General features: G+C 67.5%; 14 protein-coding genes. 5 read left to right on the top strand and 9 right to left on the bottom strand.

The features are described from left to right. Positions 1–414: 414 nt before the first annotated feature. The 4 genes from rplI to rpsF form a co-directional block, all read right to left on the bottom strand. Complete coding sequence (gene rplI, locus WAX14_RS08895) at positions 415–870, bottom strand: 50S ribosomal protein L9 (RefSeq protein WP_422627722.1); 456 nt, start codon at positions 868–870, stop codon at positions 415–417. Between the two features lie 16 nt (positions 871–886). Next, positions 887–1,129, bottom strand: a complete 243-nt coding sequence (gene rpsR, locus WAX14_RS08890; protein ID WP_068161227.1) for a 30S ribosomal protein S18 — start codon at positions 1,127–1,129, stop codon at positions 887–889. A gap of 42 nt (positions 1,130–1,171) precedes the next feature. After that, positions 1,172–1,693 (bottom strand): single-stranded DNA-binding protein, encoded by a 522-nt coding sequence (locus WAX14_RS08885; protein WP_422627721.1) that lies wholly within the window; start codon positions 1,691–1,693, stop codon positions 1,172–1,174. Positions 1,694–1,757: 64 nt separating this feature from the next. Continuing rightward, positions 1,758–2,045, bottom strand: coding sequence for a 30S ribosomal protein S6 (gene rpsF, locus WAX14_RS08880; protein WP_422627720.1), 288 nt, complete (start codon positions 2,043–2,045; stop codon positions 1,758–1,760). A 129-nt stretch (positions 2,046–2,174) separates the two neighbouring features. On the opposite strand from rpsF, the gene WAX14_RS08875 reads away from it, so the two are divergent. The 4 genes from WAX14_RS08875 to WAX14_RS08860 all read left to right on the top strand — a co-directional run bounded on the left by WAX14_RS08875 (position 2,175) and on the right by WAX14_RS08860 (position 5,073). Continuing rightward, positions 2,175–3,533 (top strand): hypothetical protein, encoded by a 1,359-nt coding sequence (locus WAX14_RS08875; protein ID WP_422627719.1) that lies wholly within the window; start codon positions 2,175–2,177, stop codon positions 3,531–3,533. Next, positions 3,530–4,132: a GNAT family N-acetyltransferase gene (locus WAX14_RS08870; protein WP_422627718.1), complete on the top strand. Its 603-nt coding sequence runs from the start codon at positions 3,530–3,532 to the stop codon at positions 4,130–4,132. Before WAX14_RS08875 ends, WAX14_RS08870 begins: the two co-directional genes overlap by 4 nt. A gap of 31 nt (positions 4,133–4,163) precedes the next feature. Continuing rightward, complete coding sequence (locus tag WAX14_RS08865; protein WP_422627717.1) at positions 4,164–4,598, top strand: DUF2752 domain-containing protein; 435 nt, start codon at positions 4,164–4,166, stop codon at positions 4,596–4,598. A gap of 109 nt (positions 4,599–4,707) precedes the next feature. Then, the gene (locus tag WAX14_RS08860) at positions 4,708–5,073 is read left to right on the top strand and encodes a CD225/dispanin family protein (RefSeq protein ID WP_422627716.1); all 366 of its coding nucleotides are present in this window, start codon (positions 4,708–4,710) and stop codon (positions 5,071–5,073) included. 110 nt (positions 5,074–5,183) lie between these two features. Here the strand turns inward: WAX14_RS08860 and WAX14_RS08855 are convergent, their stop codons facing one another. Further along, the gene (locus tag WAX14_RS08855; protein ID WP_422627715.1) at positions 5,184–8,969 is read right to left on the bottom strand and encodes a helix-turn-helix domain-containing protein; all 3,786 of its coding nucleotides are present in this window, start codon (positions 8,967–8,969) and stop codon (positions 5,184–5,186) included. Between the two features lie 18 nt (positions 8,970–8,987). Between WAX14_RS08855 and WAX14_RS08850 the strand changes: the two genes are divergently transcribed. Beyond that, positions 8,988–9,401 carry a response regulator transcription factor gene (locus tag WAX14_RS08850; protein ID WP_422627714.1) on the top strand — a complete coding sequence of 138 codons (414 nt, stop codon included), beginning with the start codon at positions 8,988–8,990 and terminating at the stop codon, positions 9,399–9,401. Positions 9,402–9,405: 4 nt separating this feature from the next. Here the strand turns inward: WAX14_RS08850 and WAX14_RS08845 are convergent, their stop codons facing one another. The 4 genes from WAX14_RS08845 to WAX14_RS08830 form a co-directional block, all read right to left on the bottom strand. Then, positions 9,406–9,678 (bottom strand): LuxR C-terminal-related transcriptional regulator, encoded by a 273-nt coding sequence (locus WAX14_RS08845; protein ID WP_422627713.1) that lies wholly within the window; start codon positions 9,676–9,678, stop codon positions 9,406–9,408. Positions 9,679–9,812: 134 nt separating this feature from the next. Beyond that, positions 9,813–10,313, bottom strand: a complete 501-nt coding sequence (locus WAX14_RS08840; RefSeq protein ID WP_422627712.1) for an RNA polymerase subunit sigma-24 — start codon at positions 10,311–10,313, stop codon at positions 9,813–9,815. A 49-nt stretch (positions 10,314–10,362) separates the two neighbouring features. Then, positions 10,363–11,970: a glycosyltransferase family 87 protein gene (locus WAX14_RS08835; RefSeq protein ID WP_422627711.1), complete on the bottom strand. Its 1,608-nt coding sequence runs from the start codon at positions 11,968–11,970 to the stop codon at positions 10,363–10,365. Between the two features lie 11 nt (positions 11,971–11,981). Then, positions 11,982–14,201, bottom strand: a complete 2,220-nt coding sequence (locus WAX14_RS08830) for a transglycosylase domain-containing protein (RefSeq protein WP_422627735.1) — start codon at positions 14,199–14,201, stop codon at positions 11,982–11,984. Between the last annotated feature and the right edge of the window lie 265 nt (positions 14,202–14,466).

Genomic DNA, 14,466 nt, shown 5'->3' with positions numbered 1-14,466 from the left:
TCCGGTCGGGCGCGGCCGATGCACCTGCCCGATACCCACGTTCTACTCGCCCCCACCGACATCGACGGTGCAGGCGCGCTCGACGTTAGGGACATCGATGCACCGATCCAAATCGGGTTGTGCACACATCTGTGGATGAATTGTGGAAACGCGAGGGCGCACTTGTGTACCGGCTGTGGAGAAGCTGGGGACAACGCATCTCACATTTCGGATATCTCCAGGTAGGAGGCGGAAAATTGCGTTTCACAGCTGTGTACAACAGTGATTTCGGCGTGTCGCACACCGGGCGTGTTTACTCGTTCGCCACCGAAACAACATGATGCAGGTCACAATGCCACGTCGTCTATCCACAGCCCTGTGGATAGACGACGAAGAGCCCCACGCACAGGTGCGTGGGGCTCTTCGGAGCCGGAATCAGGCGCCGACGACGTTCAGGACGAACTTCGCGGTGACATCCGGGTGCAGCTTCACGGCGACGGAGTGCTTACCCGTCACCTTGATGTGAGCCTTGGGCAGCTCGACGATGCGCTTGTCGACAACCGGGCCACCGGCAGTCTTGATCGCACCGGCAACGTCGGCTGCGGTGACCGAGCCGAACAGCTTGCCCGAGTCGCCGGCAGTCTTGACGCTCAGCGAGACGCTCTCGAGGCCCTCGATGGCCTCCTTGAGCTCCTTGGCGTGATCCAGGCCGCGCACAGCGCGCGCTTCCTGGGCACGACGGATGCCCTCGACCTGCTTCTCGGCGCCACGGGTGGCGACGATGGCCAGACCGCGGGGCAGCAGGTAGTTACGGCCGTAGCCGTCCTTGACCTCGACGGTGTCGCCAGGCGCACCGAGGTTGTCCACGTCAGCAGTGAGAATGAGCTTCATCGGTTCCTCCCTTTCCTCAGCGAGCCGTCGAAACGTAAGGAAGCAGCGCGACCTCACGAGAGTTCTTGACAGCGACAGCGACGTCGCGCTGATGCTGCACGCAGTTGCCGGTGACGCGGCGAGCACGGATCTTGCCGCGGTCGCTGACGTACTTGCGCAGCAGCGTCGTGTCCTTGTAGTCGATCTGCACGTTCTTTTCCTTGCAGAAGGTGCAGACCTTCTTCTTCAAAACCTTGTCGCGCGCAGGCGGCTTAGGCATGGTCTTTCTCCGTAATTTCTGGATGTTCCGATCGAAGTCGGATCAGAACGGGGGCTCGTCGTCCCCGGGACCACCGAACGAGCCGGCCTGCGGGGCGCTGCCCCACGGGTCGTCGCCGCCGGTGTTCGCGTTGGCGCTTGCACGCCCGCCGCCCGATCCGCCGGAGGAACCACCGAAGCCACCGCCTCCGCCACCACCACGACCGGCCTTGGTGACCTTGGCCGTGGCGTAGCGCAGCGAGGGGCCGATCTCGTCGACCTCGAGCTCCATGACAGTGCGCTTCTCGCCTTCACGCGTTTCGTAGCTGCGCTGCTTGAGCCGGCCCTGCACGATCACGCGCGAGCCTCGGGTCAAGCTTTCGGCCACGTTCTCCGCTGCCTCGCGCCAGATGTTGCAGCGCAGGAACAGAGCCTCGCCGTCCTTCCATTCGTTGGACTGACGGTCGAAGATGCGGGGGGTGGACGCGACGGTGAAGTTCGCGACCGCGGCACCCGCCGGGGTGAAACGCAGTTCGGGGTCGGCGGTCAGATTGCCGACGACGGTGATGACGGTATCGCCTGCCATGTGGTTCCTCCTGCTGTGTGTGGAGTCCTGATGCGCCCGAGCCTACGGTCAGGCGCCGACAGGTTCACTTCCCGCTGCGCAGAACCTTGGTGCGGAGCACCGACTCGTTCAGGCCGAGCTGGCGATCCAGCTCCGCAACGGCAGCAGGCGTCGCGCTGATGTCGACCACCGCGTAGATGCCTTCGCTGTTCTTCGCGATCTCGTACGCGAGACGGCGCTTGCCCCACACCTCGAGCTTGTCGACCTTTCCGCCTTCCTGGCGGATCACGTTGAGGAACGTCTCCAGCGAGGGAGCGACAGTGCGCTCATCCAGGCTGGGGTCCAGGATGATCATCAATTCGTAATGACGCATAAGACCTCATCACCTCCCATGGACTGTGAACGGTCACGGACGATCCGTGACAGGAGGGTCGTTGCGTCAGCAACCCAAGAAGGGTACATGACCCATCCCTGACCAGCGAAATTCGCCTAGGGTGGGGAAATGCGCACGAGCACCCGGACCCCCGCGCTCGTTGCCGTCGTCGTCTGCGCGGTCACGCTTCTCCTCGGCTATCTCAACAAGGCACGCTGCGCCGGACCGCTGTTCGACGAGTTCGGCCGCACCCTGCGATTCGACACGGTCAAGGACGCCGACGTCTGCTACTCCGACATCCAGCAACTGTGGATCGGGCGGGACATCAACCTTCATCGCTTCCCGTTCCTGGACGGCAACATCACCGCCACCGGCGACCTCGTCGGCGGGACCGTCGAGTATCCGGTGCTCAGCGGTGTGCTGATGTGGCTCGGCGCGATCCCCGCACACACCGACGCGGAGTTCCTGTTCTGGTCGGCGGTGCTGCTGGCACCGTTCGGTCTGCTGACCGCGTGGCTGCTGGGCCGGCTCGCCGGCTGGGCCGCGCTGCTGTGGTCGGCGACGCCGCCGCTGGTGCTCTACGCGTTCCTCAACTGGGATCTTCCGGTCGTCGCGACGACCGTGGGCGCGATCGCGATCGTCGCGACGAACCGCTGGTCGCTGCGCACCCGCGGGGTGATCGCCGCGATCCTGCTCGGCCTCGGCTTCTGCCTGAAGCTGTATCCGGGGATCTTCCTGCTGACACTCGTCGCCTACGTCCTCACCGGCGGTGATCACCCTCGCCGGGACACGGCACCTGCGCGCTTCGACGTGCGCGGCGCCGTCGCGGTCGTCGCCGCGGGCGCCGCGACCGTCATCGCCGTCAATCTGCCGTTCGCGCTGCTCGGCTATCCGGGCTGGCGCGCTTCCTTCGAGTTCCAGACCAACCGGGCGGCGGACTCGACGAGCAACTCGATCTGGTTCTGGGGACTGCGCCCGATCCTGGGCGGCTACGACGGCACCGACGTCACACCCGCGTACAACGGACTCGTCGCCCTGCTGTCACCGCTGCTGATCTGCGTGGCGTTCGCGGTGGCCCTGACGATCGGGTGGCGCCGCTACCGGAGGGAGGGCACCTACCCGTGGATCGCGATCGGCGCGGCGATGCTGTGCGCGTTCCTGCTGTTGCACAAGGTGCATTCCCCGCAATACACCCTGTGGCTGCTGCCGCTGCTGGTGCTCGTGCGGATCCGCTGGCCGCTGATAGTCGCGTATCTGGTCGCCGACGCCGCGATCGGAGTCGGCATCTTTCTCTGGTTCGCCGCGACCGGCGGCCAACGCGACATGACGACGGCGCTGCTGCTCACCCAGGTGGGCGTGTGGGGACGGGCGGCCCTCCTGGTCGTACTCTTCGTCGTGTTCGCGCGCGCATCGCTGCGGATGCACACTGCTGCCCCGACGGATCCGGAAAGACCGAGGCCGATGACCACCGCTGGACGTGCCCCATGAGCGAATCCTGGTATCGGCAGCCCGTTCTGGACGGCATCCGCGTCCGCCTCGAACCGCTCACCCCCGAACACGCATCGGGGCTGCTCGCGTCCGTCGACGACGCGGAGGCGATCTTCCGGTGGACCTCGGTGATCATCCGGGAACTCGCCGACGCCGAAACATTCGCGCGAGCCGCGATCGACGACCCCGACCGGCTTCCGTACGCGATCGTCGACACCCACACCGGCTCGGTGGTGGGCACCACGTCCTACTATCTGCTCGATCCGGCACACCGGAAACTCGTCATCGGCTCCACATGGTTGTCGCGTTCGGCGCAGGGCACCGGCATCAACGCGGAAGCGAAACTGCTGTTACTGCGCCGCGCCTTCGAGGAACTCGACGCGGTGCGCGTGGAATGGCACACCGACGAGCGCAATGCGCACTCGCGCGGCGCGATCGCCAAGCTCGGTGCCGAGTTCGAAGGGCTGCTGCGCAAGCACCGCCGCCGCCGTGACGGAAGCTGGCGGACCACCGCACTGTTCGCGATGACCGACGACGACTGGCCGGCCGCCCGCGCCCGACTGGAGGCCAGGGTCGCCGACGCTCCGGGACAGCCCTGAAATCCCGAGGAGTCCGGCGGATCCGAATCCCATGCAACCGAGGGCTACGACCATGCGCGCCGCGCTGACCCGACTCGCCGCACCCGCCGGGGTGGTGGCCCTGTCCGCGTGCGCATGCGCCGCGGTGGTGTGGGCCGACCCCACCACCCCGGGTGGACCGATCCCACCGTGCCCCACTCGCGCCCTGTTCGGTGTCTGGTGCCCTGGATGCGGTTCGTCACGCATGCTGTATTCACTTCTACACCTGGATGTTCCGTCAGCACTGCGGTACAACGCCGTCGGCGTGCTCGCGGTCCTGGTCCTGGCGTGGTCGTTCGCGGTGTGGACCGTGGGTCGAGCACGCGACCGGCGGTACGCCGCATGGCACCAGTGGCGCTGGGCTCCGCGGATCGTGCTGGTGATCGTCGTGGCCTGGTTCGTGATTCGTAACATCCCGGTCGAGCCGTTTTCGTCGCTCCGGGTGTAGGGCGTCATACGGGCGCCGGTCGACTACTGCGAGTCCGGGCTCGAACTGGTTTAATTCACGCTCCGGGTGCGGAACAGACCGAATATCCGGCCGACGAGCGAGGACCGACATGAACGAGTATCCGCAGTATCCGCCCAGCAATCCGGATGGATTCAATCCTCAGGCCGCACCCGGCGGTTACGGCTACGGGCAGTACCCCGGCGCTCCGCAGTTCGGGCCACCACCCGAGAACAACCTGGTGTGGGGCATTCTCACCACCGTGTTGTGCTGCCTGCCCCTCGGCATCGTGTCGATCATCAAGTCCAACCAGGTCAATACGCTCTGGGCCCAAGGCCAGTTCGACGCCGCACGCAAGGCTGCCGAAGATGCCAAGAAGTTCGCGATCTGGTCGGTCGTGGCATCCGTTGCGGTGTGGGTCGTGATCGTCCTGTTCTACGTGGTCGTGTTCGCCGCCGCGATGTCGTCGAGTTACTGACGTAGACGATCCATCTCGGCACACGGCCCGTCGCCCCGAAAAGCGGCGGGCCGTCTCGTGCCGCCACGACGGTGATCCGACGACACCGAATCGACACAACGCCGAATCGATTACGTTCCCGCACAAGGATTTCGGTAGGGAACACCGGACAGGAATCGATCCCACTCGTCCTCCGAGATGGCGGACCCCGCCGCATCGCACACCTGCGCCCCGGCAGCATCGGTGCCGGTGGTCCACAATCGCACGAGCCGGTCCGGTCCGCCCCCGGCCAGAATCTTCCCGTCGTGTGCCCACGTCGCATCGTTGACGCGGGCGCCGGAGGCGGACAGCACGGCATAGGCAACCGGTCGCTCCGGCTCCCGCACGTCCCAGATCCATGCGGCGCCACCGCCGACGCCTGCGGCGAGCCGATCACCCGACGGTGAGAACTGCAGCGAATACACCGCATCCGCCGGGCCGGCGATCCGGGCGAGATCGCGCGGCGCCCGCCGATCGGTGACGTCCCACAACCGGATACTGCGATCGGCACTTCCCGCGGCCAACATCGCACCGTCCGGAGCGAACGCGACCGCCTGCGCCTGACTGTCGAAACCACCGACCGTCGACAGCCGCACCGGTTCCGGCATCCCGGTGTCCCACAGTTCGACCTCACCGTCTGCGGTCGATACCGCCAGCGTGCCGTCGGGAGCGAAAGACATCATCTGCGGGTAGTTTCCGGCCGCGAAGGTGCCGCTGATCCGCGGTGCGTTCCGGTCGCTCACATCCATCACAGCGACCGTCGCATCGTCCTGCGCGGACACCGCCACGCGGCGGCCGTCGTGATCGAAGGCCACCACCCCGACCATTCCCGCCACCACGGGCGCTGTGGATCCCAGTGCTCTGGGTACATCACGGTCGGTCAGATCGAACAGCGCCACCGCACCGGCTCCCGTCCCGACGGCCGCCAGGGTCGCATCGCTCGTGAGCGCGGCCGCACCGGTCTGGGTACCGGGGTCCGTGACCAACGGCGGGAGCGGACGTGACTGGCGCGGATCTGCTATGTCCCACAACGGAATTTGTGTTGCACGAGCGCCGGTTCCGGACAGCAGCACGGCACCTGCGCCGATCGGATTGACGTACACCGTGTCCTGCGCCCCGGGCAGTGCCGGTCCGGGGAGCGGCCACCACCGCGCGTGCCCATCGAGCGCACCGGTCAGGATCGCCGATCCGGTGGGCGAGAAGCGCACCGAGGTAACCGGATTGGCACCGGGAAGGGTCACGATCGGCTCGTCGCCCGCGGTCCGCCAGATCCGCACGGTGTTGTCGGAACTCGCCGCCGCCACCGAAGTGCCCGTGGCATCGAACTCGACATCGTTGACGTAGCTGGAGAATCCGGTGAGCGGTGGTAGCGGCACCGGCGGCGCATCACCCGCCAGCGACCACCTGGCCACCTCACGACGGGTCGTGCCCGCGGCGAGGGTGGCACCGTCCGGCGCGAACGCCGCATCCAGATAGTGCACCGTCGAGCCGTCCGGAGGCAGTTCGAAACGCGGCGTCATCGCCGCACCCCAGCCGCCGGTGTCCCACAGCCGCATCGACGCCTGACGGCCCAGCGATGCCAGCGTTCGCCCATCCGGGGAAAAGGCGACGAATACCGCTCCTGCGCTGGACTGTTCAAGTTCCGGAAGTACTCTCGCCTGATCGTTGTCGATGTTCCAGCGCAGGACCCGGCCGGTGGCGTCGCCCGCGGCCAGCCGGGTTCCGGTGGGATCGAACGAGAATCCGTGGATCACCCGGCCCGGCTCCGCCAACTCCGCCAGGAGACGCGGATCTTCCGTGTCTCGCACATCCCACAGCCGTGCACCGCCCTGGCCACCAACAGCCAAAGTATGTCCGTCAGGGCCGAATTCGAGTGCATACAGCGCGCCGTCCGACACCGGTAGCTCGGCGATCGGCTTCGCGACGGGCCGCCCGTCGATGATCGGCCAGAGTCGGACCACACCGTCCGCCCCGGCCGACGCCACGATCCGCGCATCCGGATCGATGCGCGCGACGAGTCCTCCTTCGGGTCCCGCGAGCCGGGTCGGCGCGTGCACCGCCGTCGCATCCAGCAATGCGGACCTCGACTCCAGAGTGTCGCTGACCTGATAGCCGGCGACCGCGAGCTGCGCCGCCAATGCTGGATCCACGGCTCGCAATTGCGCCGAGACCGTTGCGATCTGCCGGGACATCGCTTCGTCGCGCGCCGATTGCGCCTCCGCGCGTCGATCGTTCGCGTGCAGCCCCGACGCGACGGCGGCGACAGCGGCGGTCACCGCGATCACCGACACCACCGCGAGTGCGCCGACCAGGCGCCGCAGCACCCTCGTCCGGCGCTGCTCGGCGTGGACGGTCCGGTCGCGATGGCGGAGGCTGGCATCGACGAAGTCCGCTTCGAGAGGGTTGAGGACGTCCCGCCGGTCGCCGACCGCCCACTCTTCGATCAGCTCGAGCCGTCCACCGGCGAGCAGCGCGCCGATGTCCCGGCCACTGTCCTGCCACACCCGCGCCGCTCGGGTCAGGCGTCGGTGCACTTCCAGGCCGGCGCGGTCCGAGTCGATCCACTCGCGCAGTCGCTCCCATGCGGTGAGAAGCACCTCGTGGGACAACTGCACCGTGGCCTCGTCGACGGTGAGCAGCCTGCGCGCCGCGAAACGATCGACGATCGACGTGACATCGCCGATGTCACCGATCGCCAATTCGTTCCACGGTGTGCGGCGACGGGTCTGAGTGTCCTCGTCCACATTGACCAACCGCAGAAAGATCCGCCGGGCCAGCAACTGCTGGTCCGGGGCAAGATCCGAATAGACCTCCTCCGCGCTCTGCTGCACGGCACCGGAGACACCACCGGTAGCCAGATAGTCCGCGACGGTGAGGGTGCGGCGCCGCGACCGCTGCCAGGTACCGAGCAATGCGTGCGACAGCAGCGGCAACGTACCCGGATCGGTCGCCGTGCGGGCCGTGCGCGGAGTGAGATCGGACAGCAGTACCCGGACGAGGTCACCCGGCACGGTGGCACCGGCCTTCTCCGCCGGAGCGACGATGACGGTCTCGAGGTCCGCGTCGGTGAGCGGGCCGACGACGAGTGGAGCCGCCGCGAGGATCGGCACCAGGATCGGTTCGCGCGCGGCAGCCGGATAGAAGTCCGCACGCAAGCCGAGCACCACCACGACGTCGGGGCCGACGGTGGCCAGCGCGGTGAGGACGGTCGCGCGGTCGTCGGGGCCGCAGTGCGTCCACAGTTCTTCGAACTGATCGACGACGAGCACCGACGGTTCCGTCGCGGTGAGCGCGGCGACCAGCGCGGGCACGCCGATCCCGGACGGAGTGACGACGGTGGGCCGCCACGACGCGAGGTCGGCGGCAGCGGCGGCGGATGCGGCCAGGCCGGCACGGAGAAGCGAGGACTTCCCAGCCCCGGACGGTCCGATCACGAGGGTCACCCGGTCGGCGGTTCCGACGGCTGCCGCGCGGACACGCGCGAGCAGTTCGCCGACGAGGACGTCACGCCCGAAGAACCACGGGGCGTCCTCCTCCTCGAACGGCGCCAGTCCCCGGTACGGTACGGCGGCCTTGTCGGTCCGCAGGCTCGCAGCGTGCCGAGCCCGGCCTGCGGCGGCCTGCCACGCGGCGACCGATGCGTCGTCGTCGACACCGCACGCGGCAAGCACCGCGGTGAGGGCGGAAGCGCTGGCTTTCGTCGGCAGGTGCTGACCGGCGAACCAACCGGCGACCGTCCCGTGCAGAGCGCCGGACGCGGTGACGACGTCCCGAACGGACAGTCCGGCCCGGGTGCGGAGCGCGGTCAGGGCCTCCGCGAACTGTGCACGGGTGCCGATTCCGTGTGGATCGAGAGGTTCAGACCTCTGGTCGGTCATCCGAACCCTTTCGTATCGATGCAGGTAGACGAGTTTTGTGCCGTATGGATTCCGTATCGGACCGGTCGGTGCACTTCCGCAGGCACCTCGGTTGCGGTGACGATGAGTTCCGGCGCACTCGCGCCGACTCCCGTTCGTTTCTTTCCGGAAGGACCTGCCGTGTCTGCGTTGGAAAATGCACCCCGGCGTCGCTCGTCGCTGGTGAGCCGCCCGCTGCTGAGCGCACGCGAGGTGGAGGTGCTGCTGACGTGGCTGGCCGCGGATTCGAAATCTCAGGCGGCACGGGAGCTGTTCGTTTCACCGTCGACGCTCAATACCCACATCACCCGGATCCGGCTGAAATACGCGTCGGTCGGCCGCAGCGCACCCACGAAAGCCGCACTGTTCGCGCGGGCGTTGCAGGACGGCTTGACGACGATCGACGAGTGGTAGCCACCTACAGCTCGTCGAGGGTGACGTAGCCGTCCTGTAATGCCCGGGCGGTGAGCGCCGCCTTGGTGCCCGCATATCGGCCGGCCGCGGTGTATTTCTCCCGGATGCGACTCAGATGCGTGTTGACGGTGGTCACGGAGACGAGCAGCTTGCCTGCGACGTCGGATTTCGAATCGGATCGCAGCCAGGCACGCAGAATCTGGACTTCGCGAGGGGACAGCGCCGGGGGCGCCGGTGTACGCGCCGCGCGGGCGCGGGGTTGTGCCTCAGGTCCCACGGGATCCTCCTCGAACGGCGCACCCGCCGCAGGTCCCCCGACCTTCCGAAAAGAGATGTTTCGGATATTAGCGGCACTCGGCGGACGTGGTAACCGTCTACAGCGAGGTCGTCATCACATCGTGCGGGCAACGGTCATGCTGCTCGCAGCGATTGCAGCGCCGCATGCTGTTCCCTCCGCACGCGGCCCGGACTGGTACCGAGCACCACCGCGGTCTGTTCCGGATCGAGCCCGACGATGGTGCGCAGAATCAGCACTTCCCTGCGCAAGCGCGCCGCAGTACCGGTGCCGGTGCCGGTGCCGGTGCCGGTGCCGGTGCCGGTGCCGACGGCACGGTCGATGGCAGTGGACGTGACCTCGTATACGAGCGTCGCGAAATTACGATTCGCCCCTGTGGGCGCCGCGAGTTCGGCGAGCACGGTCCGGCACGCGTCGAGCGCGACCCGGTCGGCGGCGACGAAGGAAAGACCACCGTCGCGGGCACGAGCGCGACAATAGGCGGCCACCGGCGGGTGGAGAACCCTCAACAAGGCCGGTATCGCCGACGAATCTCCGCGGGCCACCTCCCACGCGAGCTCACCCGGAGTCGCCCCGGATGCCGCGTGACCCGCCGAGCCACGGTGATCTCCTGCCACAGCGCCTCCTCACGCTCCTGCCGAGACACTCCGCACATCAGTGCCGAGATTAGGGTGAGACATTCGTGATCCGCGTCGTCCCTTCGGATGACTTCGTGGGTGAATCCCGTTCGGCGCGGGGTCGGAGAAGTCGGGGCAACCAGCGCGGGAACGCGTCCGGGGCCTGATCGACAACGCCGCCGACCGGGTCGTCGACGAATCCGTAGCGCACGAGATCCTCGGCGGGTCGCCGAATCTGCCGGATGACCATGGCGCACAAACCCAGCACCGCCACGTCCCGGATCAAGACCGTGACGGTGAACCATTGCTCGGGCAACCCCTTGTCCGCGGTGCCCAGGTAGTAGTACATGCGCGGAACCCACACGAGCGCATCGACGGCCATCCAGGCGAGCAACGCGCGGCGATGGGGGAGTGCGAGTACCGCGAGCGGCACCAGCCACAACGAATATTGCGGACTCCACACCTTGTTGGTGAGCAGGAACGCCGCAACCACCAGGAAACACAACTGAGCCAGCCGCGGTCGGCGCGCGGCAGTGAGGGTGAACCACGCTATCGCCGCGCAGGCGGCCGCGAACAGCAACAGCGACACCGAGTTCGACGTCGCCGGGTCGAACCCGGGCCACGTGGTGAGCGATCGCACCACGTTGTAGATCGAATCGGGGTCGGCGCCCCGTTCGGTGTTGAGGCGGAAGAACTCGGCCCATCCGCGCGGGAACAGCAGCATGATCGGCAGGTTCACCGCCAGCCAGGCGGCTGCGGCAGCCGTCGCGGTCCGGCCGAACGCCCGCATCCTGCCCGCGCGAAAGCACAGCAGGAACAACGGTCCCAGCAGCAGCAGGGGATACAGCTTTGCGGCACCGCCCAATCCGAGGAGAACACCGGCGAGCACGGGTCGGCGGCGCGCCCAGGCGAGCAGGCCACCGGCAGCGCAGGCCGTGGCGAGGGCATCGAAGTTGGTGAAGGCGTGCACGATCACCAGAGGCGACGCGGCGACGAGCGCGGCATCCCAGATTCGGCGGCCCGCGGACAGCGCCGTCGCCCACACAGTCGCGAGCCACGCCATCGCCAGACCGAGAGCGACGACGTTGAAGTAGATCGCCACCTGAAGGCCACCGGGAAGCCACGACGCGGAGTCCCACGCCTTGGCGACCCGCATCGACACATACTGGTAGAGCCCCGCGATCACCGGGTACTCCATGTAGCGGATCTGGGTTCCCCCATCGGCGGCGGGCTCTTCCCACGACGTCGCATACGGGAACGCGCCCTCGTTCAGGCGTTCGGCGCCGTACAGCGGCACCACATCCGAATAGCACATCGCGACGTACTGGCGGCTGCCGCGCCAATCGAGCCCGAGTTCACCGTTCGGCCCGAGCGGCGCCTGTTGAATACACCCGGCCTTCGTGAACCAGCCGAAGGCCAAGAACACCACGGCCAGCAGCAACAACGCTCGCAACGGGGTGAAGAAGCGGGTCCGGCCGAGCAGCGCGTACCGGCCGACCGGCCCGCCGATCGCAGTGGACAGGCGCGACACCATCGGATCGTTCCATCCGGGAGTGTCGCGCCAATCCGCCGAGCGAAGGTCGGGTGCGAGCGGGGCCGGCGACACAACCTTCGCCTGTCCACCCGTCGAACTGCCGATCGCTGCCTTGTCGCACACAGGACGCGACGTTACCTTTCTGGTGATATCCCACCCGGCAACTGGTTGGCGCGCCCGCCCGGAACCGGGACGGCTTCCTCGACGGACCCTTCCGTCTCCTCACCGGAGCCCGGATCCTCCTCGGTGCCGAAGCCCGGAGTGTCGGACTCGGTCGTCGTCTCCGTCGGCCGCTGCGGTCGTTGCAGAGTGGTCGTCGGCTGCTGCGGCGCGACACCGGGCAGCGGGATCGTCACACCGGGCAGGATCTCGACGTTGCGGGTCGTGATCTCCGGGATCTCGGGCAGTGTCGGGATCGTGCGGGTCGTCGAAGGCGGGCCGGTGGGCGTCGGCACGGCGGTGACCTCGGCGGTGAAGGACGGCACGCCGGCCTGACCTGCGATGGGGTCCGGCGTCGGGAACTTCTCGACGTCCGTCCCTTCGAGCGCGCCGTCCATCGTCGCCTTCCAGATGTCGGACGGCAGACCGGAACCGTAGATCATTCCGCCCCAGCTGTTCTCGAGGGGCAAGCCCTGCTCGGTACCGACCCACACCGCGGTCGACAGCGACGGCGTGTATCCGACCATCCAGGCGTCCTTGTTGGATCCGGTGTCACCGAGCTGCGCGGTGCCGGTCTTCGACGCAGACGGGCGGCCACCTGCCAGGCCGTGCCCGTTGGAGTACGCGGCGATCGGCTGCATCGCCGCGGTCGTGTTGTCGGCAACCGCGTCGTCGACGACCTTCTCACCGGTCGGAATGCCACGGTCGAGCAGCACGTTGCCGTCGGCGGTGACGACCTTCTGCACGAAGTACGGCTGATGGTAGGTGCCGGATGCGGCGAGAGTCGCGTACGCGGACGCCATGTCGATGACCCTGGACTGGTACTGACCCAGGACGATGCCGTAGTTCGGGCCCGCACCGTTCGGTTCGGTGAGGGTTTCCCCGACGCCCGGGATCTCCGTCGGAATACCCAGGGTGTGTGCCATGTCCGCGATCGCCTGTGGACCGTTGTCCATCGACAGCATCATCCGGTAGAAGCTGGTGTTCAGCGAACGTTTCAACGCCTCGGCGATGGTGCACTGGCCGCACTGCTCGCCCTCGACGTTGCCGATGGAGATGCCGTTGACGGTCAGCGGACCGCTGTCGTAGAGCGTCGACAACGGATTGCCCTGCTCGAGGTTCGCGGCCAGGCCGAACACCTTGAACGACGACCCGGTCTGCAGACCGGACTGCGCGAAGTCGAATCCGATGCCGCTTTCGCCGCCGTAGTACGCGCGGACGGCTCCGGTGTTCGGATCGACGGAGACGACGGCCGTGCGCAGTTCGTCCGGCTCACCCTCGAGCGTGTCACGTACCGCGTCGAGGGCCGCAGCCTGGGCCTGCGGGTCGATGGTCGTGGTGATTTCGAGCCCCTCGGTGTTGAGGAGCTGCTCGTCGATGCCTTCCGCGGACAGTTCCTGCAACACCTGATTCTTGAGGAGGCCGTCCGGCCCGGTCGTCTGGTCGCCGTTGTCGAGTTCGGCGAGCGGCACATAGGCGGGGTACTGCATGCCGGCACGGTCCTGGGCGTTGAGGGTGCCTGCCGTGACCATGCCGTCGAGCACATAGTTCCAGCGGGACCGGGCGCCATCGGGATTCTGTTCCGGGTCGAGCAGCGACGGCAGCTGGATCGACGACGCCAGCACGGCGCCTTCCTCGACACTCAGCTCACCGACCGGCTTACCGAAGTAGGCGTTGGACGCCGCGGCGATGCCATACGCACCACGACCGAAGTAGATGGTGTTCAGATACGCGGCGAGGATGTCGTCCTTCGACCACTGGTTCGCCATCTTCGACGACAGGACCAGTTCCTTCAACTTTCGGACGAGCGAACGCTCCGAACCGACGAGGGCGGTCTTGACGTACTGCTGGGTGATGGTCGAGCCACCACCGGCACTCTCGCGTCCGAGGACGTTGTCGCGGAGCGCGCGCGCGAACCCGCTGATCGAGAAGCCCGGGTTGGTGTAGAAGTCCCGGTCCTCGGCGGCGAGCACGGCGTTGCGGACGTGTTCCGGGATCTCGTCGATCCGTACCTCGGTGCGGTTTCCCTCGGGTGGGATGACCTTGGTGATCACGGTCGAGCTGTCCGACGCGTAGATCGTGGCGACCTGGTTGGTCTTGAGATCCCCCGGCCGAGGCACGTCCTGGGCGATGTAGGCAACCATGAACGTGAGGATCGGGAGGATCAGGCCGAGGGCGACTGCCACGTATCCGATCCGGCGGACGGTGCGCCACCGTGACGGTTTACCACCTCTTTTGCCGCCGCCTCCCTTGCCATCACCGTTCCCGCCACCTCGGGCGGTGGGCGGCGGGGTCGGGGGGCGGCCGCCGGGCGGGGCGCCCGCGGGACGTGACGGAGGTTGCTGATTCGCCGCCGTCTGTCGGTTCGGGTCCTGTCGGTTCGGGTCCTGCGGGATACGCCGGGTCTGGTCGGCGGGCGGCTGTCCGCCGACGGGCCGCTGGGCACCGGCTTGCTGAGGC

This window comes from Rhodococcus sp. (in: high G+C Gram-positive bacteria) (assembly GCF_049299235.1).
Taxonomy (GTDB): Bacteria; Actinomycetota; Actinomycetes; order Mycobacteriales; family Mycobacteriaceae; genus Rhodococcus.
Note: the sequence above shows the minus strand (reverse complement) of the source record. Positions and strands in the feature narration are given on the sequence as shown.

What these genes read in the sequence shown, in the direction of transcription:
- rplI (WP_422627722.1), bottom strand. Translation starts at nt 870, where the DNA reads ATGAAGCTCATTCTCACTGCTGACGTGGACAACCTCGGTGCGCCTGGC.
- rpsR (WP_068161227.1), bottom strand. Translation starts at nt 1,129, where the DNA reads ATGCCTAAGCCGCCTGCGCGCGACAAGGTTTTGAAGAAGAAGGTCTGC.
- WAX14_RS08885 (WP_422627721.1), bottom strand. Translation starts at nt 1,693, where the DNA reads ATGGCAGGCGATACCGTCATCACCGTCGTCGGCAATCTGACCGCCGAC.
- rpsF (WP_422627720.1), bottom strand. Translation starts at nt 2,045, where the DNA reads ATGCGTCATTACGAATTGATGATCATCCTGGACCCCAGCCTGGATGAG.
- WAX14_RS08875 (WP_422627719.1), top strand. Translation starts at nt 2,175, where the DNA reads ATGCGCACGAGCACCCGGACCCCCGCGCTCGTTGCCGTCGTCGTCTGC.
- WAX14_RS08870 (WP_422627718.1), top strand. Translation starts at nt 3,530, where the DNA reads ATGAGCGAATCCTGGTATCGGCAGCCCGTTCTGGACGGCATCCGCGTC.
- WAX14_RS08865 (WP_422627717.1), top strand. Translation starts at nt 4,164, where the DNA reads ATGCAACCGAGGGCTACGACCATGCGCGCCGCGCTGACCCGACTCGCC.
- WAX14_RS08860 (WP_422627716.1), top strand. Translation starts at nt 4,708, where the DNA reads ATGAACGAGTATCCGCAGTATCCGCCCAGCAATCCGGATGGATTCAAT.
- WAX14_RS08855 (WP_422627715.1), bottom strand. Translation starts at nt 8,969, where the DNA reads ATGACCGACCAGAGGTCTGAACCTCTCGATCCACACGGAATCGGCACC.
- WAX14_RS08850 (WP_422627714.1), top strand. Translation starts at nt 8,988, where the DNA reads ATGCAGGTAGACGAGTTTTGTGCCGTATGGATTCCGTATCGGACCGGT.